General features: G+C 57.5%; 17 protein-coding genes and 1 tRNA gene. 11 read left to right on the forward strand and 7 right to left on the reverse strand.

Translation table 11 applies throughout. The annotated features are described in order from the left end of the window. Positions 1-168 precede the first annotated feature (168 nt). The 3 genes from HMPREF1206_RS05850 to putP form a co-directional block, all read right to left on the reverse strand. Positions 169-669, reverse strand: a complete 501-nt coding sequence (locus HMPREF1206_RS05850; protein WP_016422430.1) for a hypothetical protein — start codon at positions 667-669, stop codon at positions 169-171. Positions 670-777: 108 nt separating this feature from the next. After that, on the reverse strand, positions 778-1,419 hold the full coding sequence (locus HMPREF1206_RS05855; RefSeq protein WP_016422431.1) for an HNH endonuclease family protein: 642 nt from the start codon (positions 1,417-1,419) through the stop codon (positions 778-780). 97 nt (positions 1,420-1,516) lie between these two features. Then, complete coding sequence (putP, locus tag HMPREF1206_RS05860) at positions 1,517-3,040, reverse strand: sodium/proline symporter PutP (protein ID WP_016422432.1); 1,524 nt, start codon at positions 3,038-3,040, stop codon at positions 1,517-1,519. 579 nt (positions 3,041-3,619) lie between these two features. Here putP and HMPREF1206_RS05865 point away from each other — a divergent pair. The 10 genes from HMPREF1206_RS05865 to HMPREF1206_RS05910 all read left to right on the forward strand — a co-directional run bounded on the left by HMPREF1206_RS05865 (position 3,620) and on the right by HMPREF1206_RS05910 (position 16,321). After that, the gene (locus tag HMPREF1206_RS05865; protein WP_016422433.1) at positions 3,620-6,859 is read left to right on the forward strand and encodes a DEAD/DEAH box helicase; all 3,240 of its coding nucleotides are present in this window, start codon (positions 3,620-3,622) and stop codon (positions 6,857-6,859) included. After that, positions 6,859-7,917 carry a hypothetical protein gene (locus tag HMPREF1206_RS05870; RefSeq protein WP_005509512.1) on the forward strand — a complete coding sequence of 353 codons (1,059 nt, stop codon included), beginning with the start codon at positions 6,859-6,861 and terminating at the stop codon, positions 7,915-7,917. Before HMPREF1206_RS05865 ends, HMPREF1206_RS05870 begins: the two co-directional genes overlap by 1 nt. A 2-nt stretch (positions 7,918-7,919) precedes the next feature. Next, complete coding sequence (locus HMPREF1206_RS05875) at positions 7,920-9,095, forward strand: DNA repair exonuclease (RefSeq protein ID WP_005509591.1); 1,176 nt, start codon at positions 7,920-7,922, stop codon at positions 9,093-9,095. 3 nt (positions 9,096-9,098) lie between these two features. Further along, a complete protein-coding gene (locus HMPREF1206_RS05880) occupies positions 9,099-11,756 on the forward strand; it encodes an ATP-binding protein (protein WP_016422434.1) in 2,658 nt (885 codons plus the stop codon). 14 nt (positions 11,757-11,770) lie between these two features. Then, positions 11,771-12,262, forward strand: coding sequence for a MarR family winged helix-turn-helix transcriptional regulator (locus tag HMPREF1206_RS05885; RefSeq protein ID WP_016422435.1), 492 nt, complete (start codon positions 11,771-11,773; stop codon positions 12,260-12,262). Positions 12,263-12,333: 71 nt separating this feature from the next. Beyond that, positions 12,334-12,786: a MarR family winged helix-turn-helix transcriptional regulator gene (locus HMPREF1206_RS05890; RefSeq protein ID WP_016422437.1), complete on the forward strand. Its 453-nt coding sequence runs from the start codon at positions 12,334-12,336 to the stop codon at positions 12,784-12,786. 169 nt (positions 12,787-12,955) lie between these two features. Continuing rightward, complete coding sequence (locus tag HMPREF1206_RS05895) at positions 12,956-14,158, forward strand: ABC transporter substrate-binding protein (RefSeq protein WP_016422438.1); 1,203 nt, start codon at positions 12,956-12,958, stop codon at positions 14,156-14,158. Between the two features lie 30 nt (positions 14,159-14,188). Then, positions 14,189-15,364: an iron ABC transporter permease gene (locus HMPREF1206_RS05900; RefSeq protein WP_016422439.1), complete on the forward strand. Its 1,176-nt coding sequence runs from the start codon at positions 14,189-14,191 to the stop codon at positions 15,362-15,364. Then, a complete protein-coding gene (locus tag HMPREF1206_RS05905; RefSeq protein WP_016422440.1) occupies positions 15,364-16,155 on the forward strand; it encodes an ABC transporter ATP-binding protein in 792 nt (263 codons plus the stop codon). The genes HMPREF1206_RS05900 and HMPREF1206_RS05905 overlap by 1 nt, the downstream gene beginning before the upstream one ends. Before the next feature lie 93 nt (positions 16,156-16,248). Beyond that, positions 16,249-16,321, forward strand: a tRNA-Arg gene (locus tag HMPREF1206_RS05910). Between the two features lie 194 nt (positions 16,322-16,515). On the opposite strand, the gene HMPREF1206_RS05915 is transcribed toward HMPREF1206_RS05910, so the two are convergent. Then, positions 16,516-17,538 carry a pirin family protein gene (locus tag HMPREF1206_RS05915; RefSeq protein ID WP_016422441.1) on the reverse strand — a complete coding sequence of 341 codons (1,023 nt, stop codon included), beginning with the start codon at positions 17,536-17,538 and terminating at the stop codon, positions 16,516-16,518. Positions 17,539-17,655: 117 nt separating this feature from the next. Between HMPREF1206_RS05915 and HMPREF1206_RS05920 the strand changes: the two genes are divergently transcribed. Continuing rightward, a complete protein-coding gene (locus HMPREF1206_RS05920) occupies positions 17,656-18,060 on the forward strand; it encodes a hypothetical protein (RefSeq protein ID WP_016422442.1) in 405 nt (134 codons plus the stop codon). Between the two features lie 16 nt (positions 18,061-18,076). Here HMPREF1206_RS05920 and HMPREF1206_RS05925 read toward each other — a convergent pair whose 3' ends face one another. From HMPREF1206_RS05925 to HMPREF1206_RS05935, 3 genes are read right to left on the reverse strand one after another with little or no spacing between them, the layout of a single operon-like run. Next, a complete protein-coding gene (locus tag HMPREF1206_RS05925) occupies positions 18,077-18,793 on the reverse strand; it encodes an LUD domain-containing protein (protein ID WP_016422443.1) in 717 nt (238 codons plus the stop codon). A gap of 2 nt (positions 18,794-18,795) precedes the next feature. Beyond that, the gene (locus HMPREF1206_RS05930) at positions 18,796-20,343 is read right to left on the reverse strand and encodes a LutB/LldF family L-lactate oxidation iron-sulfur protein (RefSeq protein ID WP_016422444.1); all 1,548 of its coding nucleotides are present in this window, start codon (positions 20,341-20,343) and stop codon (positions 18,796-18,798) included. After that, positions 20,343-21,131: a (Fe-S)-binding protein gene (locus HMPREF1206_RS05935; RefSeq protein WP_042388597.1), complete on the reverse strand. Its 789-nt coding sequence runs from the start codon at positions 21,129-21,131 to the stop codon at positions 20,343-20,345. Before HMPREF1206_RS05935 ends, HMPREF1206_RS05930 begins: the two co-directional genes overlap by 1 nt. Positions 21,132-21,259: the final 128 nt, after the last annotated feature.

Genomic DNA, 21,259 nt, shown 5'->3' on the forward strand with positions numbered 1-21,259 from the left:
TGCTAGGTGAGGTGAGCTGGGTGGTCGTCGTCAGGCGACAACCGACGACCGCCCTTGGCGCTGACCTAGAAAATAAAAAACTGCCGGTACGCATGTACTTTCAAACCCGATTAGTCGGGCCGAAACGTACAGACGCACCGGCAGTTTTATTGTGTCTGAGCGTGAGCTCTAGATGAAGAACATCAGGATGCCGGCGACAACCCACAGCAGGGAGAAGATGCCGGAGAACATAGCCAGCTGGCCCTTCTGCTTGTCCCAGTCGAGCTCTTCAGCCTTCTTGCGACGCTCGATGAACTCCGGATCGTCAGCATCCTCGTCTTCGTCAGCGATGCCGAGGCCGGCCATCATCAGACGCTGACGCGGAATGACCAGGAAGAACAACAGTGCCCAGGCGATGATAGCCAGCAGAATTGCGGCGTGCATTGCCCCGGACTTCATGTAGGTCGACACATCGGTGAACATGACACCGAAGCCGAGCAGCGGCACGAGCAGCGACCACATGCCGTAGGTGCGCGAAATGGCGTGCATGGTGCGCGCGGCGCCGACCGTTCCAGCCTCTCCGCCGCGGGCTGCAAGCGCGAGCTTCGGGAACATCGAAATTGCGACAGTCACCGGTCCAAGCAGCAGAATTGCCGTCAGGACGTGAACCATAAGAACTACGTTTTGCACGTATTACCTTTCCACGACTGAATGTAGGCCTCGCGTTCAAGCGAGGAGTGGCCTGGATATTTCTTTATTAAGACCAGTCCTTAACTTAACGTGCTCGCACTATTTTCTCTATTTCGTGCCTTTTCCCGCGCGGATCCCACACGCAGCTGCCATCGCCGTCCAGTCTGCCGACGATACGGGCAGGTCCCATTTAATGGCCACCGCTAAGTAGCGATGCGAGTAGTGACACGCCTTCGCATCCTCGGGAAGCCATTCCGCCGGGCTGGCATCTCCTTTATCCCGGTTGACCGCGCTTCGCGTGGGCACGAGGTTGGTCTCGATATCGTTGGCAAATTGCCGACGCCTTTCGGAATCCCAGGCGTAGGCTCCGAAATCCCACGCCGCTGCCAACGGATAAATGTGGTCGATATCGACCTCATGCGCACCAACTGGGTCACCCGTGTAAGGGTCGGGGATTTCGCGCGGGGAGCCGTCGTCAAGCGAACACGCAGAGTCCCCGAACCACGCCGCCAACACTTTATGGCGTGTATTGCAATCGGCAGAACCTGCCCAGACGTCGAAGCGCTCGCGCTTGTATCCGGTGACGGTGGGGCGGTCGGCGACGACGCGTACGGTGCGCAGTTGCTTGACGACGGCTTCCGTCTCCGAGCCCGCGGGGGAGGAGGTGACGAGAACTCGCGTAAGCGCAAAGGATGAGACAAAGGCGGCAGTCAGGGAGGCGGCCAGGATGGCAAATAAAAAAGGGCGCATACCTAGTTGGGCGCGAAAAATACTTTTTCGGTTCCCTTGTAGGTATGCGCCGGGGCTAGCCTGCGGGGCTAGCGGAGGCCAAGCCTAGATCAAAGCGTTAGACCAGAGCCTGCTTTGCTGCGTGGTCGAACTCTTCCTTGATTTTCTCGTTCGGCTCCTTGGTAAGCAGCGTGACAATGATCATCACGACAGTTGCAGCGGCGAAGCCCGGGACGATCTCGTAGAGAGTGTCGCTGAGCGAGCTCATGCCCCATGCGAAGGAGACAACCGCACCGGTGATCATGCCGGCAGCAGCACCAGGGGTGTTCAGACGCGACCAGTAGAGGGCGGCCAGCAGCACCGGGCCGAATGCCGAGCCGAAGCCAGCCCATGCGAAGCCAACCAGATCCAGAATGGAGCTGTTCGGGTTAGCAGCGATGATTGCGGCGATGATGGCGATCAGCGCGACGGCGACGCGGGAGAGCGTCATGTAGGTCTTCGGACGCAGGGACTTGTTGACCGTTGCCTTGAACAGGTCTTCGATCAGCGCGGAGGAAGACACCAGCAGCTGCGAAGAAATGGTGGACATGATTGCTGCCAGCACTGCAGTCAGAATCAGGCCTGCAATCAGCGGGTGGAACAGGATGCGGGTCATGTCCAGGAAGATGGTCTCGTAGGAAGACGCATCAGTGACCGAAGCATCTGGGTTCGTAGCGAAGAAAACAGTTGCGGTCAGGGCCACGAGGACCGAGCCGAGCATGCACAGTGCCTGCCAGCCAACGCCCCAGCGGCGACCCTCAGTTGCGTCCTTTGCACTGCGCAGAGCCATGAAGCGGACGATAATGTGCGGCTGGCCAAAGTAGCCCAGACCCCAGCCGAGGAGACCGATAATAGTGATTAGCGGAATGCCGGCGAACGGATCGAAGAAGGTCTCAACCGGCTGTCCCTCGCTGCCCGGGTACGGGTTGTTAGCAGCAAAGCTGAAGATGTCCGAGAAGGAGTTGCCGTTGTTAATCAGGTAGATGATGCCGACAGTCGGAACCGTCAGCAGCGCAATGAACATGATGATGCCCTGCACCGCGTCCGTGTAGGAGACAGCAAGGAAGCCGCCGAACAAGGTATATGCGACAGTGATCCCCGCAACCAGCAGCATGCCGACGAGGTAGCTGCCACCGAACGTCGACTCCCAGTAGCGGCCACCTGCGACCATGCCCGAGGAGACGTAGAAGGTGAAGAACAGCAGAATAATCAGGCCTGCGGAAACGCGCAGCACCTTCGACGTATCGTGCAGACGGTTCTCCAGGAACGACGGCACGGTAATCGAGTTACGAGCAATCTTGGTGTAGCTACGCAGGCGCGGTGCGGTGAGCTTCCAGTTCAACCATGCGCCTGCGACCAGGCCGATTGCAATCCAGGTCTGATTCAGGCCTGAAAGATAAATCGCGCCGGGCAGACCCATCAGCAGCCAACCGGACATGTCCGATGCACCCGCTGACAGTGCTGCGACGAACGGATGCAGACCGCGACCGCCAATCATGTATTCGTCATACTCTGCGGTCTTTTTCCATCCGGTCCAACCGATGTAGACCATCAACAGCAGATAAATGACTAGTGCGATGATGAACCATGTTTGTTGGTCCACAGGGCAACTCCTCATTATTTATTAGGCGTACAGTCGGACTCACGCACTGCCCAGCACGCCGGAAACCGTTTCCTGGCGCATCACTCAATTTCAATTGAGTCAGTCCGCTTGACGACGTTCACAGCGTCGCAGCAACATCGAACCAGAAAGTGGCCGACAGAAACAGCGGAACCTGCGATTCGCAATGAAACACAACTTCGGCTTCCAGGCTGTCTACGTCAGTCAGCGGAGCCTACTGGCACATGCGAACCATGGCAGAACTATTGCACGAGTCACACATTTTTAATTCTTGTAGCTCATACGACGTTTGCATGTGATGCGCTGCATTGCAAGATAAGAAGCGTTGAAAAAGGCTTTAAAAATCGGTTAAGTGCGACAAATTACCTGGGAAAAGGGGTATTTGGGTGGAGGTGAAGTAATTTTTGCAAGATACATAATTCGAACACGCGTGCTAATCTTGTGGTGTGATGGAAAAGCTGCTCCGGGGTGCGTGGCAGAATCTTCATTGAAGAAATATCTGGTGGCGAAGTCGCCGGGTGATTAGACGGTGATGGCTGAGCAAGCAGTGGGGAGGAAGTAATGGGCCAAGTTGCTAAGTCAGCGGTGCCGTTGCTGCTGCACGCGGTCTGGAAGGATGATTCGGGTCTTCACCTATGGGTGGAGCGGCCAGAGGGGCACCGGATTATTGCGGACGTGGATTTGCTGGAAGTCCCGGCGCATCAGCGTCGGCTTTTTGCAGTCCTGGACCGGGGGAGTCGAGCGCAGCTGACGCTAAAACTGCGCACACCGAAGGGGCGGGCAGTAGAGAAAACGGTACCCACATGGGTGTTCCCGCCATGGGCTGCTGTGACAGCACTGGTGCAATTGCAGGAGGAAGTTTCCTCGGCGGCGATGGCGCCGGATCTTAGGTTCTTTGTAGATGTTGTACAGGGATTGGATGCTTTCGCACGCTCTGGGCGGGCACTGGTGGCGCTGACGTGGGAAGACAATGAGTGGTGGCCGACGTGGCGGATGTCGGAGGGGTTGAGTGAGATTGCCTGGCAGAGTCAGGTCATTTCCCGTACACCACCGGTGTTGATTGATAACGGAGGTGCCACGGTGGCTGAGGATTTCATCAATCGCATGTTTCATTGGGTCACCAACGCGCTCCTGGCCGATTTGGATGAACCGGCAGAACAGCGCCAGAGCTTCGTGCGGTCGTTGTTGCAGTCGGATTCCCTGGGGCGCGCGACGCCGGGGGTGGCGCAGTCGCTGGCAAAGTGGAGGCTGTCGGCCGATGGTGAGGATGTTCGCCTGCAGCTAATGGTGCAGGAACCCGTTGGTTTTGAAGGCCAGCTGGAAGACTTGCCGGATGTGGATCTTCCGCAGCTGTTGGAGTTGCGGGATCGAGCGGATGACGAAGGCGGCTCAGTAACTCGCCTCAATCCTCGTTCAGCTGCGGTGGAACATGAGACTCTATGGCCATTGCGGATGTACTACCGCATCGGTGTCGCAGCTCCAGAGCGCCTGAACCCAGAAATGTGTCGCCGGTCCGTGCTGTCGCTACTTCGCCCGCAGCTATTGGCTGCACAAGAGGCATTCCCGACGCTCAAATATGCGAAAGCAGCGGGCCACCCGGGCTTAGATCTGCTGCTGACCTCAGAGCAGCTGATAGAGCTTATGACTGATGGCATCTCGCAGCTGGCAAAGGTCGATATCGATGTGATGCTGCCGCCGAACTGGAAGTCAGTGGAGACCACCCTGCAGTTGCACACTGAAGTCGTCCAGTTAGATCCGACGGGGCCTGCTGGGCGCCGTTCGGAACCGAAACTCGGATTTGACCAACTGGTTGATTACGAGTGGAAGCTGGCCGTGGGGGATGCCGTACTGACGGAAGCGGAAATGCGTGAGCTCGCTGCATCGAGTACGGGGCTAGTGCATCTGCGAGACCACTGGGTGCACGCGAACCCAGAGGTAGCTAGAGAAGCCCTGAAGTTTTTGGTGGAGCAGACCAAGGCCGGGGAGGAGACCGGTAAGGGGCAAGCCACCCTGAAAGAGCTGGTCTTCGACGGTGGCTTGGAGTCGCAAGCTCCAGCAGCAGTGCCAGTCGCCCCCAGGGATCCCTCTTGGCTCAAGGCGTTGGTGTCGAAGTACTCAGACGGTTCCACGGCCCTCGCAGAGTCGGTCGAGGTGCCACCGAGTTTTGTCGGTGAGCTGCGGGAGTATCAACAGCGCGGTGTGGAGTGGCTGGCGGATATGTCCAACCGCGGCTTTGGTGTCATTCTCGCTGACGACATGGGGCTTGGTAAGACTGTGCAAATTCTGGCGCTGTTGGAGTATGAGCGCTGCCGTCGTCAAGCGGATGCGACGGATCAAGAGCACAAGGCTTCGCTTCTGGTCGTTCCGACAGGTGTGCTGCGCAATTGGGCAGCAGAAGCGGCAAAGTTCACTCCAGAGCTCAAGGTTGGGCTGCTGCATGGTTCAAACCGCCCTCATGGTGAAGAACTACAGGAATTTATCGGAAAACACGATGTTGTTGTGACGACCTATGGTGTTGCTACCCGCGATGTGAAGGAACTTTCCCAAGTGCAGTGGGATCATGTTATTGCCGACGAAGCACAGGCAATTAAGAACCCCAACGCGCAGGTATCCAGAGCGCTACGGAGCCTGGGCTCGCGACACAACATCGCCATGACTGGTACTCCGGTGGAAAACGACTTGGGCGAGCTACGCACCATCATGGATTTCTGTAACCCAGGCATGCTGGGGTCGGCGAATGCATTTCGCAACAAGTTTGCGATTCCCATCGAGCGTGATGGGAATGCGGAAATGCTACTGCAATTGCAGTCGATTACAGCACCTTTTATCCTGCGCCGACTCAAGTCGGATCCAGCTATTGCGCCGGACCTGCCTAAGAAGAATGAGCAGGTGGAAATGGTTCCTCTCACGACGGAGCAGGCTTTCTTGTATCAGGAAGCCGTGAAGGATATCGAGGACAAGCTTAAGCGCTCGAAGCGGAACCGCTCTGGCAACTTCGGGCGAAAGAGCATCATCCTCGGCGGCATCATGAAGTTGAAGCAGATTTGCAACCACCCAGCGCACTACCAGCACGACGGCTCGGGGCTGCTCAATCATGGGCAGCATCGCTCGGGCAAGGTTGCACGGCTGGAAGAGCTCGTCGATGAGATTGTCCAAAACGGTGAACGCGCGCTTGTGTTCACGCAGTTCGTGGAGTTTGGAAAGATGCTCGCCCCTCATTTCAGCAAGCGCCTTGGCGTGGACATTCCGTTTATTCAAGGGGCAATGACTCCGGCACAGCGCGAGAAAGTAGTGGCAGAGTTTAATGCCCCGGACGGTCCACCAATCATTTTGCTGTCGACTCTCGCGGCAGGTGTCGGTATCAACCTGGTTGCCGCCAACCACGTCATTCACATTGACAGGTGGTGGAATCCAGCGGTTGAAAACCAGGCCACGGACCGCTCTTACCGCATCGGTCAGCGTAAAGACGTACACGTGCACAAGCTGGTCAGCGTGGGAACGCTGGAAGAGCGTATCGACGAGCTGATTTTCGAGAAGGCAGAATTGGCCGATGCGGTTGTGCGCGCTGGTGAAACCAAGCTCACGGAGATGGACTTTCACCGTTTGCGGTCTCTGTGGCAATTGGACCAGGACAAGATTCAGTCACTGCGTGAATCGATGGACGCAGCGGAGTCAAAGTCCGGTAGGACAGTGACCGATGGGGTGACCCCAGAGGCCACGGCATCGGATTCCGCAACCTCTGATGACGATTCGATTCCCAACAATGTGACACCGTTTAGAGTCCAGAAGAGGTGGTACTAATGGCCGGTGACGGAGACGTGACATGGGGCGACAATGTCATCTTTGCCGAGTTTGGCAAGGGCCCCTCTGGGAAGCGCGGTCGTAAAAGGACTACGGCGCGAAGCGCGCCAGCGACCAGCTCGACGATTGAAAAGCTCCTAGCCACCCAGGACTGGGCCGGTGCATTTACCGGACAGCAGCGCCGTGGAACCGCAGCGCGCGTGGCGGTCGAGCCGCGTACTACTTTTGCCCGGTGGGTGTGGGAGTTCATCATCCGTGGCGCCGATTCGGGTCGTGTTCACAGAGGTGAGAAGTACCGATTCGACGGCAATGTGCTGGGGCTTCGAATCGCGGATGGTTACATCATCGGTGAAGTGCAGGGCAGCCAGCCGGAACCATTCTCAGTCTTTATTCGGTTCCCACGGCGGGAGCAGAAACAAACTGACGACGTACTGCGGTGGTTAGTGAACAATCCGTCGGCTTTCACGGAGTTTGAGCACGGTGAATTGCCGTATGAGCAGATGGAAATGCTGCTTTGCGATGGCGAAGAGCACATTTACAGCGAATGTACCTGCCCGGACCCGGCACCTGTGTGTAAGCACACCGTTGCAATCGCAGCTCAACTTGTCGCTGATATCGACCGCGATCCGCTGTCGCTACTGCAGCTGCGCGATTATCCGCAACGCGAATTGCAACGCCGGCTTCAGGAACTAACACAGCTGCGAAACCGGACTGCGCCGAAGCGCCTCGGGCTTGGCGGCGCGGTTCGGGAGGATCCCAATAAAACCGACCAGAAGTCGGATGTTGCTGGTGGAAATGATGGCGGTGACAACGAGCAGAAAAAGGTTGCCGAGCTTTTCGCTGTCGAAGCCGACTACTGGGGCAATGACTTGGAACGAGTCAGCGTTCCTTCGCTTGAGGTTATTGATCCACTAACAGTTACCGACCGCAGTTTGCTGCATGAAGCATTGCAGCCAACCTGCGTAATTTCGAGAGAGACCATTCGTGCAGTCGCCGATTTGGAAGATTGTTGGCAACATCTGCAGGAATCGCTGAGCCTGGGACAAAAGGAGCGCTAGTCATGAAATTCATTCACACCTCAGATTGGCAACTGGGAATGACTCGGTGGTTCCTAGAGCTCGACGGCGGTGAAGCCCAAGCTAGGTTCCACGAAAGTCGCCTCAACGCCATCGATCGCATCGGCGAGTTGGCGACCAGCGAAGGCGCTGAGTTCATTGTCGTCGCTGGAGACGTGTTCGATTCCAACACACTGCCGGACAAGGTGTTCCTGCGGGCTCTTGAGCGAATCGCCAAGTTACCGGTGCCGGTGTATCTCCTACCCGGCAACCATGATGCGCTCGATGCCTCTTCCATTTTTCGACGTAGCGCTTTCGAATCTTTGGAAGACCGAGGAGTTTACGTAATTCGAGACAGCGAGCCCATTTCCATCCGTGACGGGGTGGAACTCATCGGTGTGCCAGTACGCGGCAAGTATTCGGCAGATGACATCGTGGCGGAAATAGCCACGGAGCTTGAGCCCGCCGATGGAATTCGAGTGATGGTCGCACACGGCCAAGTAGAGGGCTTTGGTGCTGATGCAGGCGCCACCATTGATTTGACCAGCTTGGAACAAGCTATTGACCGTGGGGCGTTGCACTATGTTGCGCTGGGGGATTCCCACTCCACGAGCCGACTCGATCATGTTGGCAGAATTTATTTCTCCGGCGCACACGAAACCACAGCGTATGACGACAAAGAACGGGATTCCGGCAATGCGCTAGTCGTCGAAATCGCAGAGGATGACCCCGTAAAAGGCTCAGTTACCGTGGCCTCCCACCGAGTGGGGCAGTGGGCTTTTCATGCCATCGACATGGATATCACTGGCGCGGAAGACCTCGATGAGTTTTTTGCTGAGCTGGACGGTATCGAGGCGAAGACAGACACAGCGGTGAAGTATTCATTGCGAGGAACCGTGACACTGTCAGAGTCGACTACCTTTGAAAACCGACTTGAGCAGTATCAACAGCTTTTCGCTGCACTTTATCGCCGGGAAAGTGGCTCCGATTTGACGGTGGTTCCGTCCGAGGGGGATATCTCTAATCTCAATCTCACCGGTTATCCGCTCATAGCTGCAGAAAAACTAACGGTCTTGAGTAAAGGACGAACCGAGAGCGGTAGCCCCCTATCAGAATCTGAAGCCACCGCAGCAGCCGATGCGCTTCGCTTGCTGGCCCGCCTGGCAGGAGAGAAGGAATAAATCATGCGTTTTCACGACATCGAATTACACAATGTACGTGCGATTGATTCACTCTCAATCACGGGACTAGCCGAACGCGGTGTGGTAGTGATTTCCGGTGAAAACGAGTCGGGTAAGACGACAATCGCCAAAGCTATTCACGTTGCGCTGACGACAAAATGGAAGTCCAAGTCAAGTGAAGCGCTTAGTCTGAACAGTCACTCCAGCCAGGAAAAGCCGCAGGTTAAGCTCCGGCTGGAGCTTGACGGCTACGAATTTACGCTGGACAAGATCTTTGGTAGCACCAAGGACACCGGCACAATCGTCACCGTCCACTCTCCGTCAGCCGAGGTTCTCAAAGATGACCAGGCGGAAGAGTGGCTGGCCGCCCGAATGCACAATGCAGACACCAAGAACCTGTGGCAGGTCTTCGTTGCCGAGCAGGGGCAAGCACAAAAGACACTCTCCTTGGGCGGGTATGCGCAGGTCACAAGCGCACTGCAGTCGGCATCGGGGCAGCGCGCGGAAACCGCAGAAGAGGTAGGTCTGTTTGAAGCCGTTGAAGCTGAATACGGCAACTATTTCCAAAAAAATGGCAAAGAGCGCAAGCAGCTTACCGACGTAGACAAAGAGCTGACGGAAGCCCAGCAGGTGCGCGACGAAGCGGCGAAAAAGGTCCGGGAATTCGAGGCGCTCAATGAGGAAGCTGCTCGTAATGAAGAAAGCCAACACACGCAGCGGGCATCGTTGCCAGAGGCCAAAAACGAAGTCGAGCACTGGGGCCAGGCGCTAGAAGAACTCGAAAAGTTCAGGGTTGCCGTGTCCCAGGCACAGGAGGTCTCTGCAGCGGCGAAGCAGCAGCTGGACTTAGCTAAACAGGCTCAGCAAGAGCGGGAAACCTTCATTCAGCAGGCACAAGATGCCAAGGATCAGCATTCCGCCGCAGAGAAGAAAGTTGCTGAACTTAAGGAAGCGTTCGATAAGGAGGTCGCAGCTTTACAGAAGGCGCAGGAAGACCGCGATGCGGTTGTGACCGCGTACCGCGAAGCTCGAAAAGCAGAAGAGCTGGCCGCAGCTGAAGTCGCATTGGGGGAGAAGCGCGGCTTGGTTGAAGCCCTGTCGAAGCGAGTGGAGAAACTCGATGCGCTCCGCGCGCAATTGGCAGAGCACAAGGAGGTAATTGCTCGGAATTCCGTTACCGAGGAGGTAATGGAAAAACTGTTGACCTGCGAACGCGAAGTTGCAACAGCCACCGCTGTTCTGGAGGCGTCGAGCCCGAGTGTGCAGCTCTCGGCTAGTAGTGCGCAGGAGGTCACGGTCGACGGCGAGAAAGTGGGGCTCGCTCCGGAGGCTGGGACAGTTCAACGCGCGGTTACTAAACCATTGGTCATCGAAGTTGGCGACGTCACGGTTGCTATCCAGCCCGGAGACGGCTCAGATTCGCAGCAGCGCAAGCTGGAAAAAGCAGAGATATCGCTCAAGGAACAGCTTGAGGCGGCAGGCGCTGATTCTGTCGCGGAAGCACAAAAGGCATACGCACGACGTCGTGAAGCGGAAAAAGCAAAATTCCAGGTGGAGACATCCATAACAGCGGTGTCCGACGGTGTGGAGTATCACCAGCTCATAGCAGAGTTGGACGATGCGAAGGAAGAAGCGCGAGTACACGGCGAGCGGTATCGGGAACTTGCGGGCGAGGATGCGCCGACGGAGATTGACTTGGTAGCGGCAAAGTCGCGGCTGGAAGAAGCCGCAGTGGTGCGTAGGGATGCCGAGTCGGAGCGCGACAATGCTGATATGCGCTTGTCGAAGCTGGAAAAGCGTCCTGCACACGCCAACTATACGAAGGCCAGCAGCGAGCTTGAAGGGGCTCGGTCCGTCCTGAAGGTCCGCGAAGATTCGCTCACGACGGCGCGAGAAAAAGCCTCGGATGCCGAGATCTTTGCTGCGGTGGAAAACCGAGGCAAGGACTTCCAGGTGGCGGAAGGGCAGCTAGCGGCGGCTCAGAAGGAGCTGGCACAGCGGGATGCCGACGATGTGGAGGCATCGCTCGCGGGTGCTAAGCAGCGGCGAGATGCAGTTGAGAAGCGCCTGGCTGAGCTGGAAAAGCGTCGGCAAGAAATTCGGGTGCACTTGGATTATTTCGACAGCGCGAATGAGAAGCTGGCAGCAGCAGAAGGCGTGGTGGAGCGAACACAGCGCGATCGGGACTCAATGCGTCGGCGTGCAGCTGCCGCCAAGACTCTGATGGAGGTAATGACACAGGCACGCGCGGCATCGCGGAATGCGCTGGCTGACCCCTTGCTCCGCAAGCTCGAAGAGTACGGCGGCGGTGTGTTCGGTGCGGGAACCCAGTTCACTATGAATGAGGACTTGGAGATTGAGTCACGGTCCAATGCCGATGGCAAGTTCGATGTCGATGAGCTATCTGGTGGAGCGCAGGAACAGCTGGACATTCTGCTGCGCTTGGCCGTCGCCGGCGTAATGGAGGGCGGACAAGGCGCACCGGTGATTATTGATGATGCATTAGGCTATTCAGACGAACACCGTTTGCGGCGGATGAATAATGCTCTTGCCAAAGCGGGGCGCGATATGCAGGTACTAGTCCTGACGTGCGATGAAGCACGCTTCGATCGTGTGACAGGAGCGGAATTTATGAAAATTCAGGATTTGGTTTCAAGATAGTAGGCTCTGTACACATGCAAGATGTTCCGTGGTTAAGTGATGAAGAACAGCGGTTATGGCGCTCAATTCTGAACGCAAAGCGGGCCGTTGACAGGTCAATCGACCTTCAGCTGCAAGAAACTCTCGATATTTCCACTGCAGACTTTTCGGTTCTGGTTGTTCTCTCCGAGGCTGAAGACAATGTTGTGCGCATGCGCACCCTGTGCGAGTCCCTGGAATGGGACCGTAGCCGAATGTCGCACCAAATCACTCGTATGGAGCGACGAGGACTAGTAACTAAGGAACGCTGCGCCTGCGATAACCGTGGTATCGATGTCACGCTTACTGAACAGGGCCGAACCGTGATTGAGAAGGCGGCGCCGAACCATGTGAAGCTTGTGCGCCATGTTTTGTTTGATGTGCTCGGTGAAAATATCGACTATCAGGGAATTTCCGCTGTGCTCGATAAGATTGCAGAGACCGCCAATGCTACGGTCACCGATTTCGCCGACGGAAAAGCAGAGTAGTCAAAAGTTTTTCTGTGAGTGTTTTCTCATTTGTCTCCGCTTCGAGGCTCTCACCATTAGCCTAGAGCAGTATGAACTCATTTGAATGGCTGAGTGATGATGAACAGCTCTTTTGGCAGTCGATGGTAGCTGCTTTTCGCGAGGTAGAGCGCAATATTGAGCGGAGCCTACGCACTCGAACTGGGCTGACGTTCGCGGACTTTACCTTGCTCATCGCTCTGCATGAGGTGGAGGATGGGATTCTGCATGTTGACAAGATTTGTGATCGACTGAAGTGGAACCATCCTCGCGCGCTGCTGCATACCAACAGGTTGGAGAAGCGCGGATTTATTCACACCGAAGATCACGGCGAAGACCCGGACTCGGATTATGTCGTCGTCCTAACAGGTGTTGGTCGACACGTATTTGCCGAAGCGGCACCGGATTACGTAGACACCGTTCGCGAGGAAGTTATTTCACCACTTGCTAATGAAGACCGCGAAGTGATGTTGAGGTGCTTCCAGGCGGTTCTCGAAAGGAAATAAGACCTCTACGCCCTGCTAGTAAAACCACCACTAGCAGGGCGCTTTTTTCTCTACGCCTCAAACTGTAAGGTAAGGCGTGCCTAATGCAAAGGGGTGAGTGTTCGCTTCTCTTTGCACGCCCTAAACACCAAAAACTACGCAGAGATAAATAAGGCAGAAACAAGAACGCATGAGAGTCAATATTTTCGCCAAGGCTAAAACCGCGCCAAAGACCAAAACTCTGGCCGTAATCGGGTGTGCAGCGCTGAGCTTCGTCGCTACAGCATGCGGTGCGGACGCGGAGTCGAACGAGGCTGCCGACAACAAGGGAGAACTCACTGTTACTGATGTCGCAGGTCGCACTGTGACCTTCGATAAGCAGCCTGAACGAGTCGTGCTCGGTGAAGGCCGCGCCATGTTTGTCACCTCGATGCTTGACCAGGAAAACCCGGGTGACCACGTTGTCGCCATGGGCAGCGATCTGCATTCGGGCGCACCGTCGTTTGAAACCAAGCTTTTCGAGGCGAATCCAGAGCTGAAGGACATGCCGACCATCGGCAATATCGCCAAGGGCGATGTCACAGTTGAAAACCTCATCTCCCACGACCCAGACGTGGTCGTCATGACCCTTGACCATAAGAAGGCCGCGGAGGAGTCTGGTTTCCTCACCAAGCTTGATCAGGCAGGTCTGAAGTACGTATTTACCGACTTCCGTCAGAAGCCCCTGGAGAACACCGCCAAGTCCGTCGAGCTCCTCGGCCAGATCGTCGACGAGCAGGACAATGCCAAGAAGTTCACCGACTTCTACACTAAGCGCGTCAACGAGATCACCGAACGCGCCGCCAAGCTCGAAGACAAGCCAAAGACCTTCGTCTGGCGAGCAGCCGGCCTCAAGGATTGCTGCTCGACCGTCAACAAGTCCAACCTCGGTGACCTCGTCACAGCAGCCGGCGGCGAGAACCTCGGAGACAGCCTCCTCGACACCGAATCGGGCGACGTGACCGCAGAGAAGGTCCTGTCCGTCCAGCCGGAGAAGATCATCGCCACCGGCGGTTCCTGGGCGCTCGACCCAAAGAAGCCGGAAGTCCTGCCACACGTTGAGCTCGGTTACACCGCCACCCCAGAGACCGCACAGCGCACTCTGGAAGGTCTGCTGAAGACGCCGGGTTTTGACACCCTGACTGCGCCGAAGAAGGGGGACCTGTACGCCGCCTTCCACCAGTTCTACGACTCGCCGTACAACGTCTTCGCCCTCGAGCAATTCGCCAAGTGGATTCACCCCGAAGAGTTCGCTGACCTCGACCCAGTCGATGACTTCGCCAAGTTCCACAAGGACTACCTGCCCTTCGAACTCAGCGGCACCTTCTTCACCGCGCTGGAGCCGACCAAGTAACCCATCTTCCACCACCGAAGAAGGAATCCGATGACTTACACCAACCTGCACGCTCCCGCGTCAGGGCTTGACGACGAACCCCGCGAGCCCACCTCCACCAACGACAGTGGCGGTCAAGAGTCGCAGCCCGCCACCGAACAGCACGAGTGTCCGTCGTCAAGCACGACCTACGACTCTGCGCGACAGTACCGACGACGCTCAGCCCGGAAGATTGCCGTTATTGCGGTGCTGGTGGGTCTGGCCGTGTGCGCGTTTGTAGTGGCGACAATCGTGGGGCCGATGTCACTGAGTGTGGGGGATGTCGTCCGGGGCATCGTGAGCCCGAATGATGTTGACGAAACCACTCGTACGGTGCTGTGGAAGCTGCGCCTGCCTGCATCAGTGATGGCAGTGCTGATTGGTGCAGCGCTGTCGCTTGCCGGCGCACAGATGCAGACAATCCTCGACAACCCTCTGGCGGAGCCGTTTACGCTCGGTATTTCCGCTGCAGCGGCGTTCGGTGGGGCGGCATCGATTGTGCTGGGCTGGGTGATCATTCCGCATGCGCAGTTCAACTTAGCGGCTGTGGCCTGGGTATCATCCGTCGTCGCTGTGGCGATTGTGGCGGCGGCGTCGGTATGGCGCGGCTCGGGTAAGGAATCGATGATTCTGCTGGGTATCGGTCTGGTGTTTCTATTCCAAGCGCTGTTGGCGCTGTTGCAATACCGCGCGACTACCGAGGCGCTCCAGCAGATCGTGTTCTGGACGATGGGTTCGCTACAGCGCGCGAACTGGGTGGCCAACGGCATCATTGCGGCAGCGCTGCTAATCGCTATTCCGTTCACCATCCGCTACGCGTGGGCGCTGACGGTGCTGCGACTTGGCGATGCCCGCGCAAAAGCCGTGGGCATCAATGTGGATAGGCTGCGCATTGCGACGCTGATTGTAGCCTCGCTGTTGGCGGCAACCGCAGTGGCCTTTGCCGGCATCATCGGCTTCATCGGACTGGTCGGTCCACACATTGCGCGCATGCTGGTCGGTGAAGAACAGCGCTTCTTTGCCCCAGCATCGATGGCGGCAGGCGCGGCGCTGCTTGCGGCAGCTCATGCGGTATCCATCACGGTGGTGCCGGGTGTGGCAGTGCCGATTGGCATCATTACGGCAATCGTCGGTGTCCCATTCTTTGTCGGCTTGGTTTTCCTGCGTAAGAGGACGGTGTGGAACTAATGGGCGTATTTCTCGATGTCAATGACGTAGCTGCAGGCTATGGCAAGCGGAAGGTGCTGCGCGGGGCGTCAATACGCACGCTAAAGCCGGGTACGGTGACGGGCTTGCTCGGCCCAAACGCTGCGGGCAAGTCCACACTGATGACCGCCCTGGCGGGGATTCGAAAGCCCATGTCCGGGGAGATTGTGCTGACCCGTGACACTGAGCGGGTTGTCGGCTCCGAACTGCGTGATGTGGTGGGCTACGTGCCCCAGGATTTGCCAGCAAGTGCCTCGCTGACCGCATTTGAATCGGTGTTGGTCTCTGGGCGGCGCGCCGGGCGTCTGCGCGTTCGCGGCTCCGAGATTGAGCACACGGCGGCGGCTCTCCGCAAGGTTGGTATTGAGCACCTTGCCGACCGCTTCGTCGGCGAGCTCTCCGGCGGTCAGCGTCAGCTCGTCGCCGTCGCGCAGATGTTTGTCCGTGATCCCGAGGTCATGCTTCTCGACGAACCCACCTCCGCCCTCGACCTGCGCCACCAGGTAGAACTCCTACAGCTCGTCCGCGCGGAGGTCACCTCACGGAGCTCCTTGGCGCTCGTCGCAATCCACGATCTCAATCTCGCCGCCCGCTACTGCGATGAGCTTGTCATGCTTCACGACGGCCACGTGGTTGCCCAGGGGAGACCTGCTGATGTTCTCGCTCCGGACCTTTTGGCCCGCGTCTATGGAATTCGAGCCCGCGTGCTTGATGACGAAGGCGTGCCCGTGGTGTGTCCTATTGAGGAAGACCAGGTTTCTGAGGCCGCATAGTGCGGATTTGGCTGGGGTGCGGGGCATTTCGCTAATCGCCCCAGCCAAGTGGTAACATCTCTTCTCGTTGCACTTGTTGTACTTGTGCCACACGCCCCCGTAGCTCAGTGGATAGAGCGCCGGTTTCCGGTACCGAAGGTCGGAGGTTCGACTCCTCTCGGGGGCACGTTTTATCCCTTAAGCGGTCAGGTTCGATTAGATTCGCCTGGTTGCTTTAGGGATTTTTGTTTCGGGTGTACCTGGCGGAAGCGGGCCAATCCGAGTTACTGACTGCGTTTATGACAAAAATGGCCCGAAAAATGGCCTGAAAGTGTCATAAACTCGCACAGTTTCACAAGTGCAGCCCGCCGGGGATCCCGGTTAGTTGACCGGGCGGCGAACCGTACCGTCCGGATAGCGGGCAAAGCGCCCCTCTTCAAAGGGTGCAACCGGATCGTTGGAATCAAACCGCCATGCGCCGAACTCGCCACGCTGGTAGGCATCGAATGCCTCAACGAGCTCTTCGCGGCTATTCGCGACAAACGGGCCATGCTGATACACGGGAGCGCCAATTGGCCGCCCCTGGAGGATGAGTGCGAAAGCCCCTTCGTCACCTGCGGAAATGTCCAGTGCCTCAGTTGAGCGCAGCACTGCGCCCTCTTGCTCCAGCGTTTCGCCCTCGACGGAGAGGCTGCCGCGTAGAGAGTAGAGATTCCGAATTGTCTCGGCATGATTGGTAGGTGGCAAAGTGAGCTGCGCGTTTGGCTGCAGACGCAGCACCCACACGGCTACATCGGAATCCGGGTTGGAGGCCCAGGATTCTGGCGGTGGAGCAAGCGGCTGAGTATCGCCGAATGCGCCAGCGATGACTTTTACGTCGTAACCGTGGCCATTGTCATCAGTGCCGGTGACGTGTGGAGTGTCCTCGGCCCAAAACATCTGGAAGTGCGGATTTGCCCCCTTGCCCTCGGGCGGCAGGTTCAGCCAAATCTGAAACATGTGGTGGGGATTCGGGCCGTCGTCATGCAAAAGCGGAAACATCTCTGCGTGTGCTGTACCCGCGCCGGTGGTCAGCCACTGAGTGTCGCCTTCGCCGTAGCGGGCTTGTGCACCTTCGGCATCGGTGTGGTCGACGAAGCCCTCCTCCACGATGGAGATGGTTTCAAATCCACGGTGTGGGTGGGAGGGGAAGCCGGGGACGGTTGTGCCGTGGTACATGGACCAGCCGTCCTTGCCGGAAAAGTCCATGCCGATATTGTGGCCGAGCAGCGAGGCATCTGGTGTCATGGTTGTGCCCTTGGCCTGCGGGTATAGGTCGTAATGGTGGACCGCGAACAGGAAGGGATCCATGCCGGGAAGCTGTGGGTTGTCGGCTACTGAGAACTTTTGAATGATTGCGCTCATGGAAGGCTCCTTTAGCTAGGTTGTTTCATTTTCCATAACGCATTGTTGGCATGTCAATATTCCGAGGTTTGGTTGAAACCGCTGTGGAGCTTCGATTTGAGATTTAGCCTGGAATCTATGACGGAAACCGAAGTTGCGCTGAAAAGACCCAAAAGCCCTAGTGCAGTATGGGGACAAGCAGTTATCTATGCTGCCATTTTCGGGTTCTTAATCGGAGTCATTGCATGGGCGGGATTGACAACTAAGTGGATTTTTCCCGGTGTGTTGCTACTAATCGCGGTTCAGTTCGTTTTTGATTACCGCAATAGGGAAGGGGTCTTTGACCCGGACTGGGAGGACAATGCCTTCAAATGGGATAAAAGGGCGCGACAAGGTTGGGCTGCAGTCCTTGCGCTGGTTATTGTGCTGGTAGTTGCATCAAATGTGCCGCGGCACCATGTTGGCGCTACCGCTGCGGTGACAATCGTGGCGGTAGCGGTGATGCTATTCGTGTCAGTCAAAAGGTACTGGCCAGGGCGATAACAGGGAGTATTCGCCCCTACCCAGCAATAATCACAATCAAGGTGCGCGGGCCGTGGACACCTTCGACGCGGGAAAGCTCGATATCCGAGGTCGCAGAAGGCCCGGAAATCATAGTGATTGGAGCCGTGGGGTCAACCTCTCGCAGGCGGGAAATGGCCTCCGGAATGCCAGAGACAATCGTCTCTGCTGGGACGACACAAATATGCTTATCCGGCACCAAGGTCAGGGCTCGGCGCCCGGAGGTAGCGGAGCCGTCCAGGAAAATGGTGCCGGTCTCCGCGCAGGTAACCGCAGAGCTGGTGACAATGGCATCGAGTTCGTCCAGTTCGCGGGCGTTGAAACCGGTATCGACGCGGATTTCGGTCGCCCCTTCAGCAGTCTCGCCAGAGCCAAGCCCCGCAACCCAGTCGCGGTCCAAGCCCTCGGGGATACCAATCAGCGAGGCCCCAACATCCGCAATAGCCTTCTTCACTGCGTCATTGATTTCAGTTGCCGAGCTGCCACAACGGCGCACATCGGCTTTGTAATCGGCGATGCGTTCGTCGGCAAGCGAAACGATGTCCTTGTGGGGCAGCTCCGAGCTTCGTTCATAGTCGCGTGGAACGGAGAAGTGCGCGCCGGGCTCGCCGGTGATAATGCCCACGTCAGAGGCTAAATCGCGGCCCTCAAAGGCAATCTTCTGCGCGTTGCGGATGCGGCCGAGAATGTCGTTTTTGGCGCCAGAGTTGGTCATCGCTAGGACTCCTTTTCGCTTTGGCCATTGATCTTGGTCGGTACCTGATGCGCCGATTCACGCGCCAACTGAGCGGAGAGATCCTCCGAACCCCACACGGAGCGGAAGGGCTTCTGCGGCGGAACCGGGGTATCACGCGCATCGGACCATCCGCTGAGGAAGAGCGGCAGGGCGTGAATCTCGCCGTCCTTCAACCCGAGTACGCGGGCGAGGGAGGCCATCTTTGCGCTCATGTTCCACAGCTTCTGATTGCCCATGATGAACCCGAGTGTGGCAAACAGCTTGCCCTCCACCGGCGGGCGGTGCTCCGTGACCTTACGGTGGCGCAGCTCCAGCAGTGCCGCAGGGATGTCAATTCGCACCGGACAGACCTCAAAGCAAGCCCCGCACAGCGACGACGCATAGGGCAGCGAAGCATTCGGATCATCGTAGGAATCCATGCCAGTGAGCTGCGGGGACAAAATCGCACCAATCGGACCCGGGTAGACCGAACCGTAAGCGTGACCGCCCACGTGCTCATAAACAGGGCAGATATTCAGGCATGCCGAGCAGCGAATGCACTTCAGCGCTTCACGCCCAATCGGATCTGCAAGAGTGGCCGAGCGCCCATTGTCCAGCAACACAATGTGGAAATTCTTCGGGCCGTCGCCGTCGGTCGTTCCCGTCCACAGAGAGGTGTAGGGATTCATACGCTCGCCTGTCGACGACCGTGGCAGTAGCTGCAAGAAGACTTCCAGATCCTGGAAGGTGGGAAGCAGCTTCTCAATACCCATCACCGAAATCAGTGTTTCCGGCAGTGTGAGGCACATACGGCCGTTGCCCTCAGATTCGACGACGGCTACCGTGCCGGTTTCGGCTACACCGAAGTTCGCGCCGGAAATCGCAACCTTGGCCTCCATAAACTGCTCGCGCAGGAACTTGCGGGATGCCTCGGCGAGATCGGCCGGATTGGCTTTCAGGTCCGGGTCGACTCCGGGGATTCCATTGAGGAAGATCTCGCGGATATCTTCGCGATTGCGGTGGATAGCAGGAACCAGGATGTGGCTCGGCATGTCGTCGGCAAGCTGAACGATGAGTTCCGCCAGGTCGGTTTCGCGGGCGGTGATGCCGGCGTCGGCAAGCGCTTCGTTCAAGCCGATTTCCTGTGTGGCCATCGACTTAATCTTGACGACCTTTTCTTCGCCGGTCTCTTTCACCAAGTCCGTGATGATGCGGTTTGCCTCGGCGGCATCGCGCGCCCAGTGGACGTGACCGCCGGCGTTCGTAACTGACTCTTCAAACTGCTCCAGCAGTTCCGGCAGACGCGCCATAACATCGCGCTTGATGTGGCTGCCCGCGAGCCGCAGCTGCTCCCAGTCATTCTTCTCGGCTACGACATGCGCGCGCTTCTGACGAATCGAACGCGTGGCATGACCGACATTTTCGCGCATGCGAGTGTTCTTGAGCTCCTCGTGCGCTGCGGCCGTGAACCCGCGCGTACCGCGCAGATGCCCGACGTTGTGCGGCGCGCGGGGAGGAAGGGCTGGCATGCCGACGTTAATTGCGACCATTACTGTTCACCTCGCAGGGAAGCCTCTTGGCGGTTGTGCACATCAAACGGGGTCTCCTTGGTGGAGGCCAGAATCTCGGCCATATGGATGGCGTGCACGCCAGAGTCCTGGCGACGCAACGCGCCACCGATATTGAGCAAGCAGGAAGCATCGCCAGCGGTGACGAACTCCGCTTCCGTAGCGCGGATATTGGCTGTCTTGTCGGCAACCATTGCAGCGGAGGTCTCCGCATTCTTCACCGAGAAGGTGCCGCCAAAACCGCAGCACTCCGCCGCGCCAGGCAGCTCGCGCAGATCGATTCCATCGACTGCGCTGAGCAGCCGCCACGGACGGTCACCCACCTTGAGTACCCGCAAGCTGTGGCAGGTGGAGTGGTAGGTCACTGAGTGGGGGAAGTAAGCACCGACGTCAGTCACACCAGCGACATCGGTGATGAACTCGGAGAGATCCAGCGTCTTGTTCGCGCAGGCCTGTGCCGCGTGGACTTGGGCACGGGTACCGTAACGGCCCGCAATCATCGGATGCTGGTGGCGAACGGCGCCGGCGCAGGAACCGGACGGGGCGACAACGTAATCAATCGAGGAATCTGCAAAAGCATCAGCGTAGGTGTCCAGCTGAGGAAGGACTTCCTTCTGGTACCCGGTGTTGACGTGCATTTGGCCGCAGCAGGTTTGTTGTGGTGGAAAGACCACATCGCATCCTAGGCGCGTGAGAACTCTGGCGGTCGCACTCACTGCATCTGGAAACATCATGTCCCCGATGCAGGTCGCGAAAAGTGCTACTTTCACGGTCGCTCCAAAAAGGGTTGAGGGGTAAGGCAATAATTTCCTACCTGAATGCTACGCCTAGCCCCGGATTAAATCTGTTCTCAACCTGAATTCGGCTGGACCGTGAAAGCGGTGTAGGACAGCCGGAC

It is taken from the genome of Corynebacterium sp. HFH0082 (genome assembly GCF_000411235.1).
GTDB lineage: Bacteria > Actinomycetota > Actinomycetes > Mycobacteriales > Mycobacteriaceae > Corynebacterium > Corynebacterium jeikeium_D.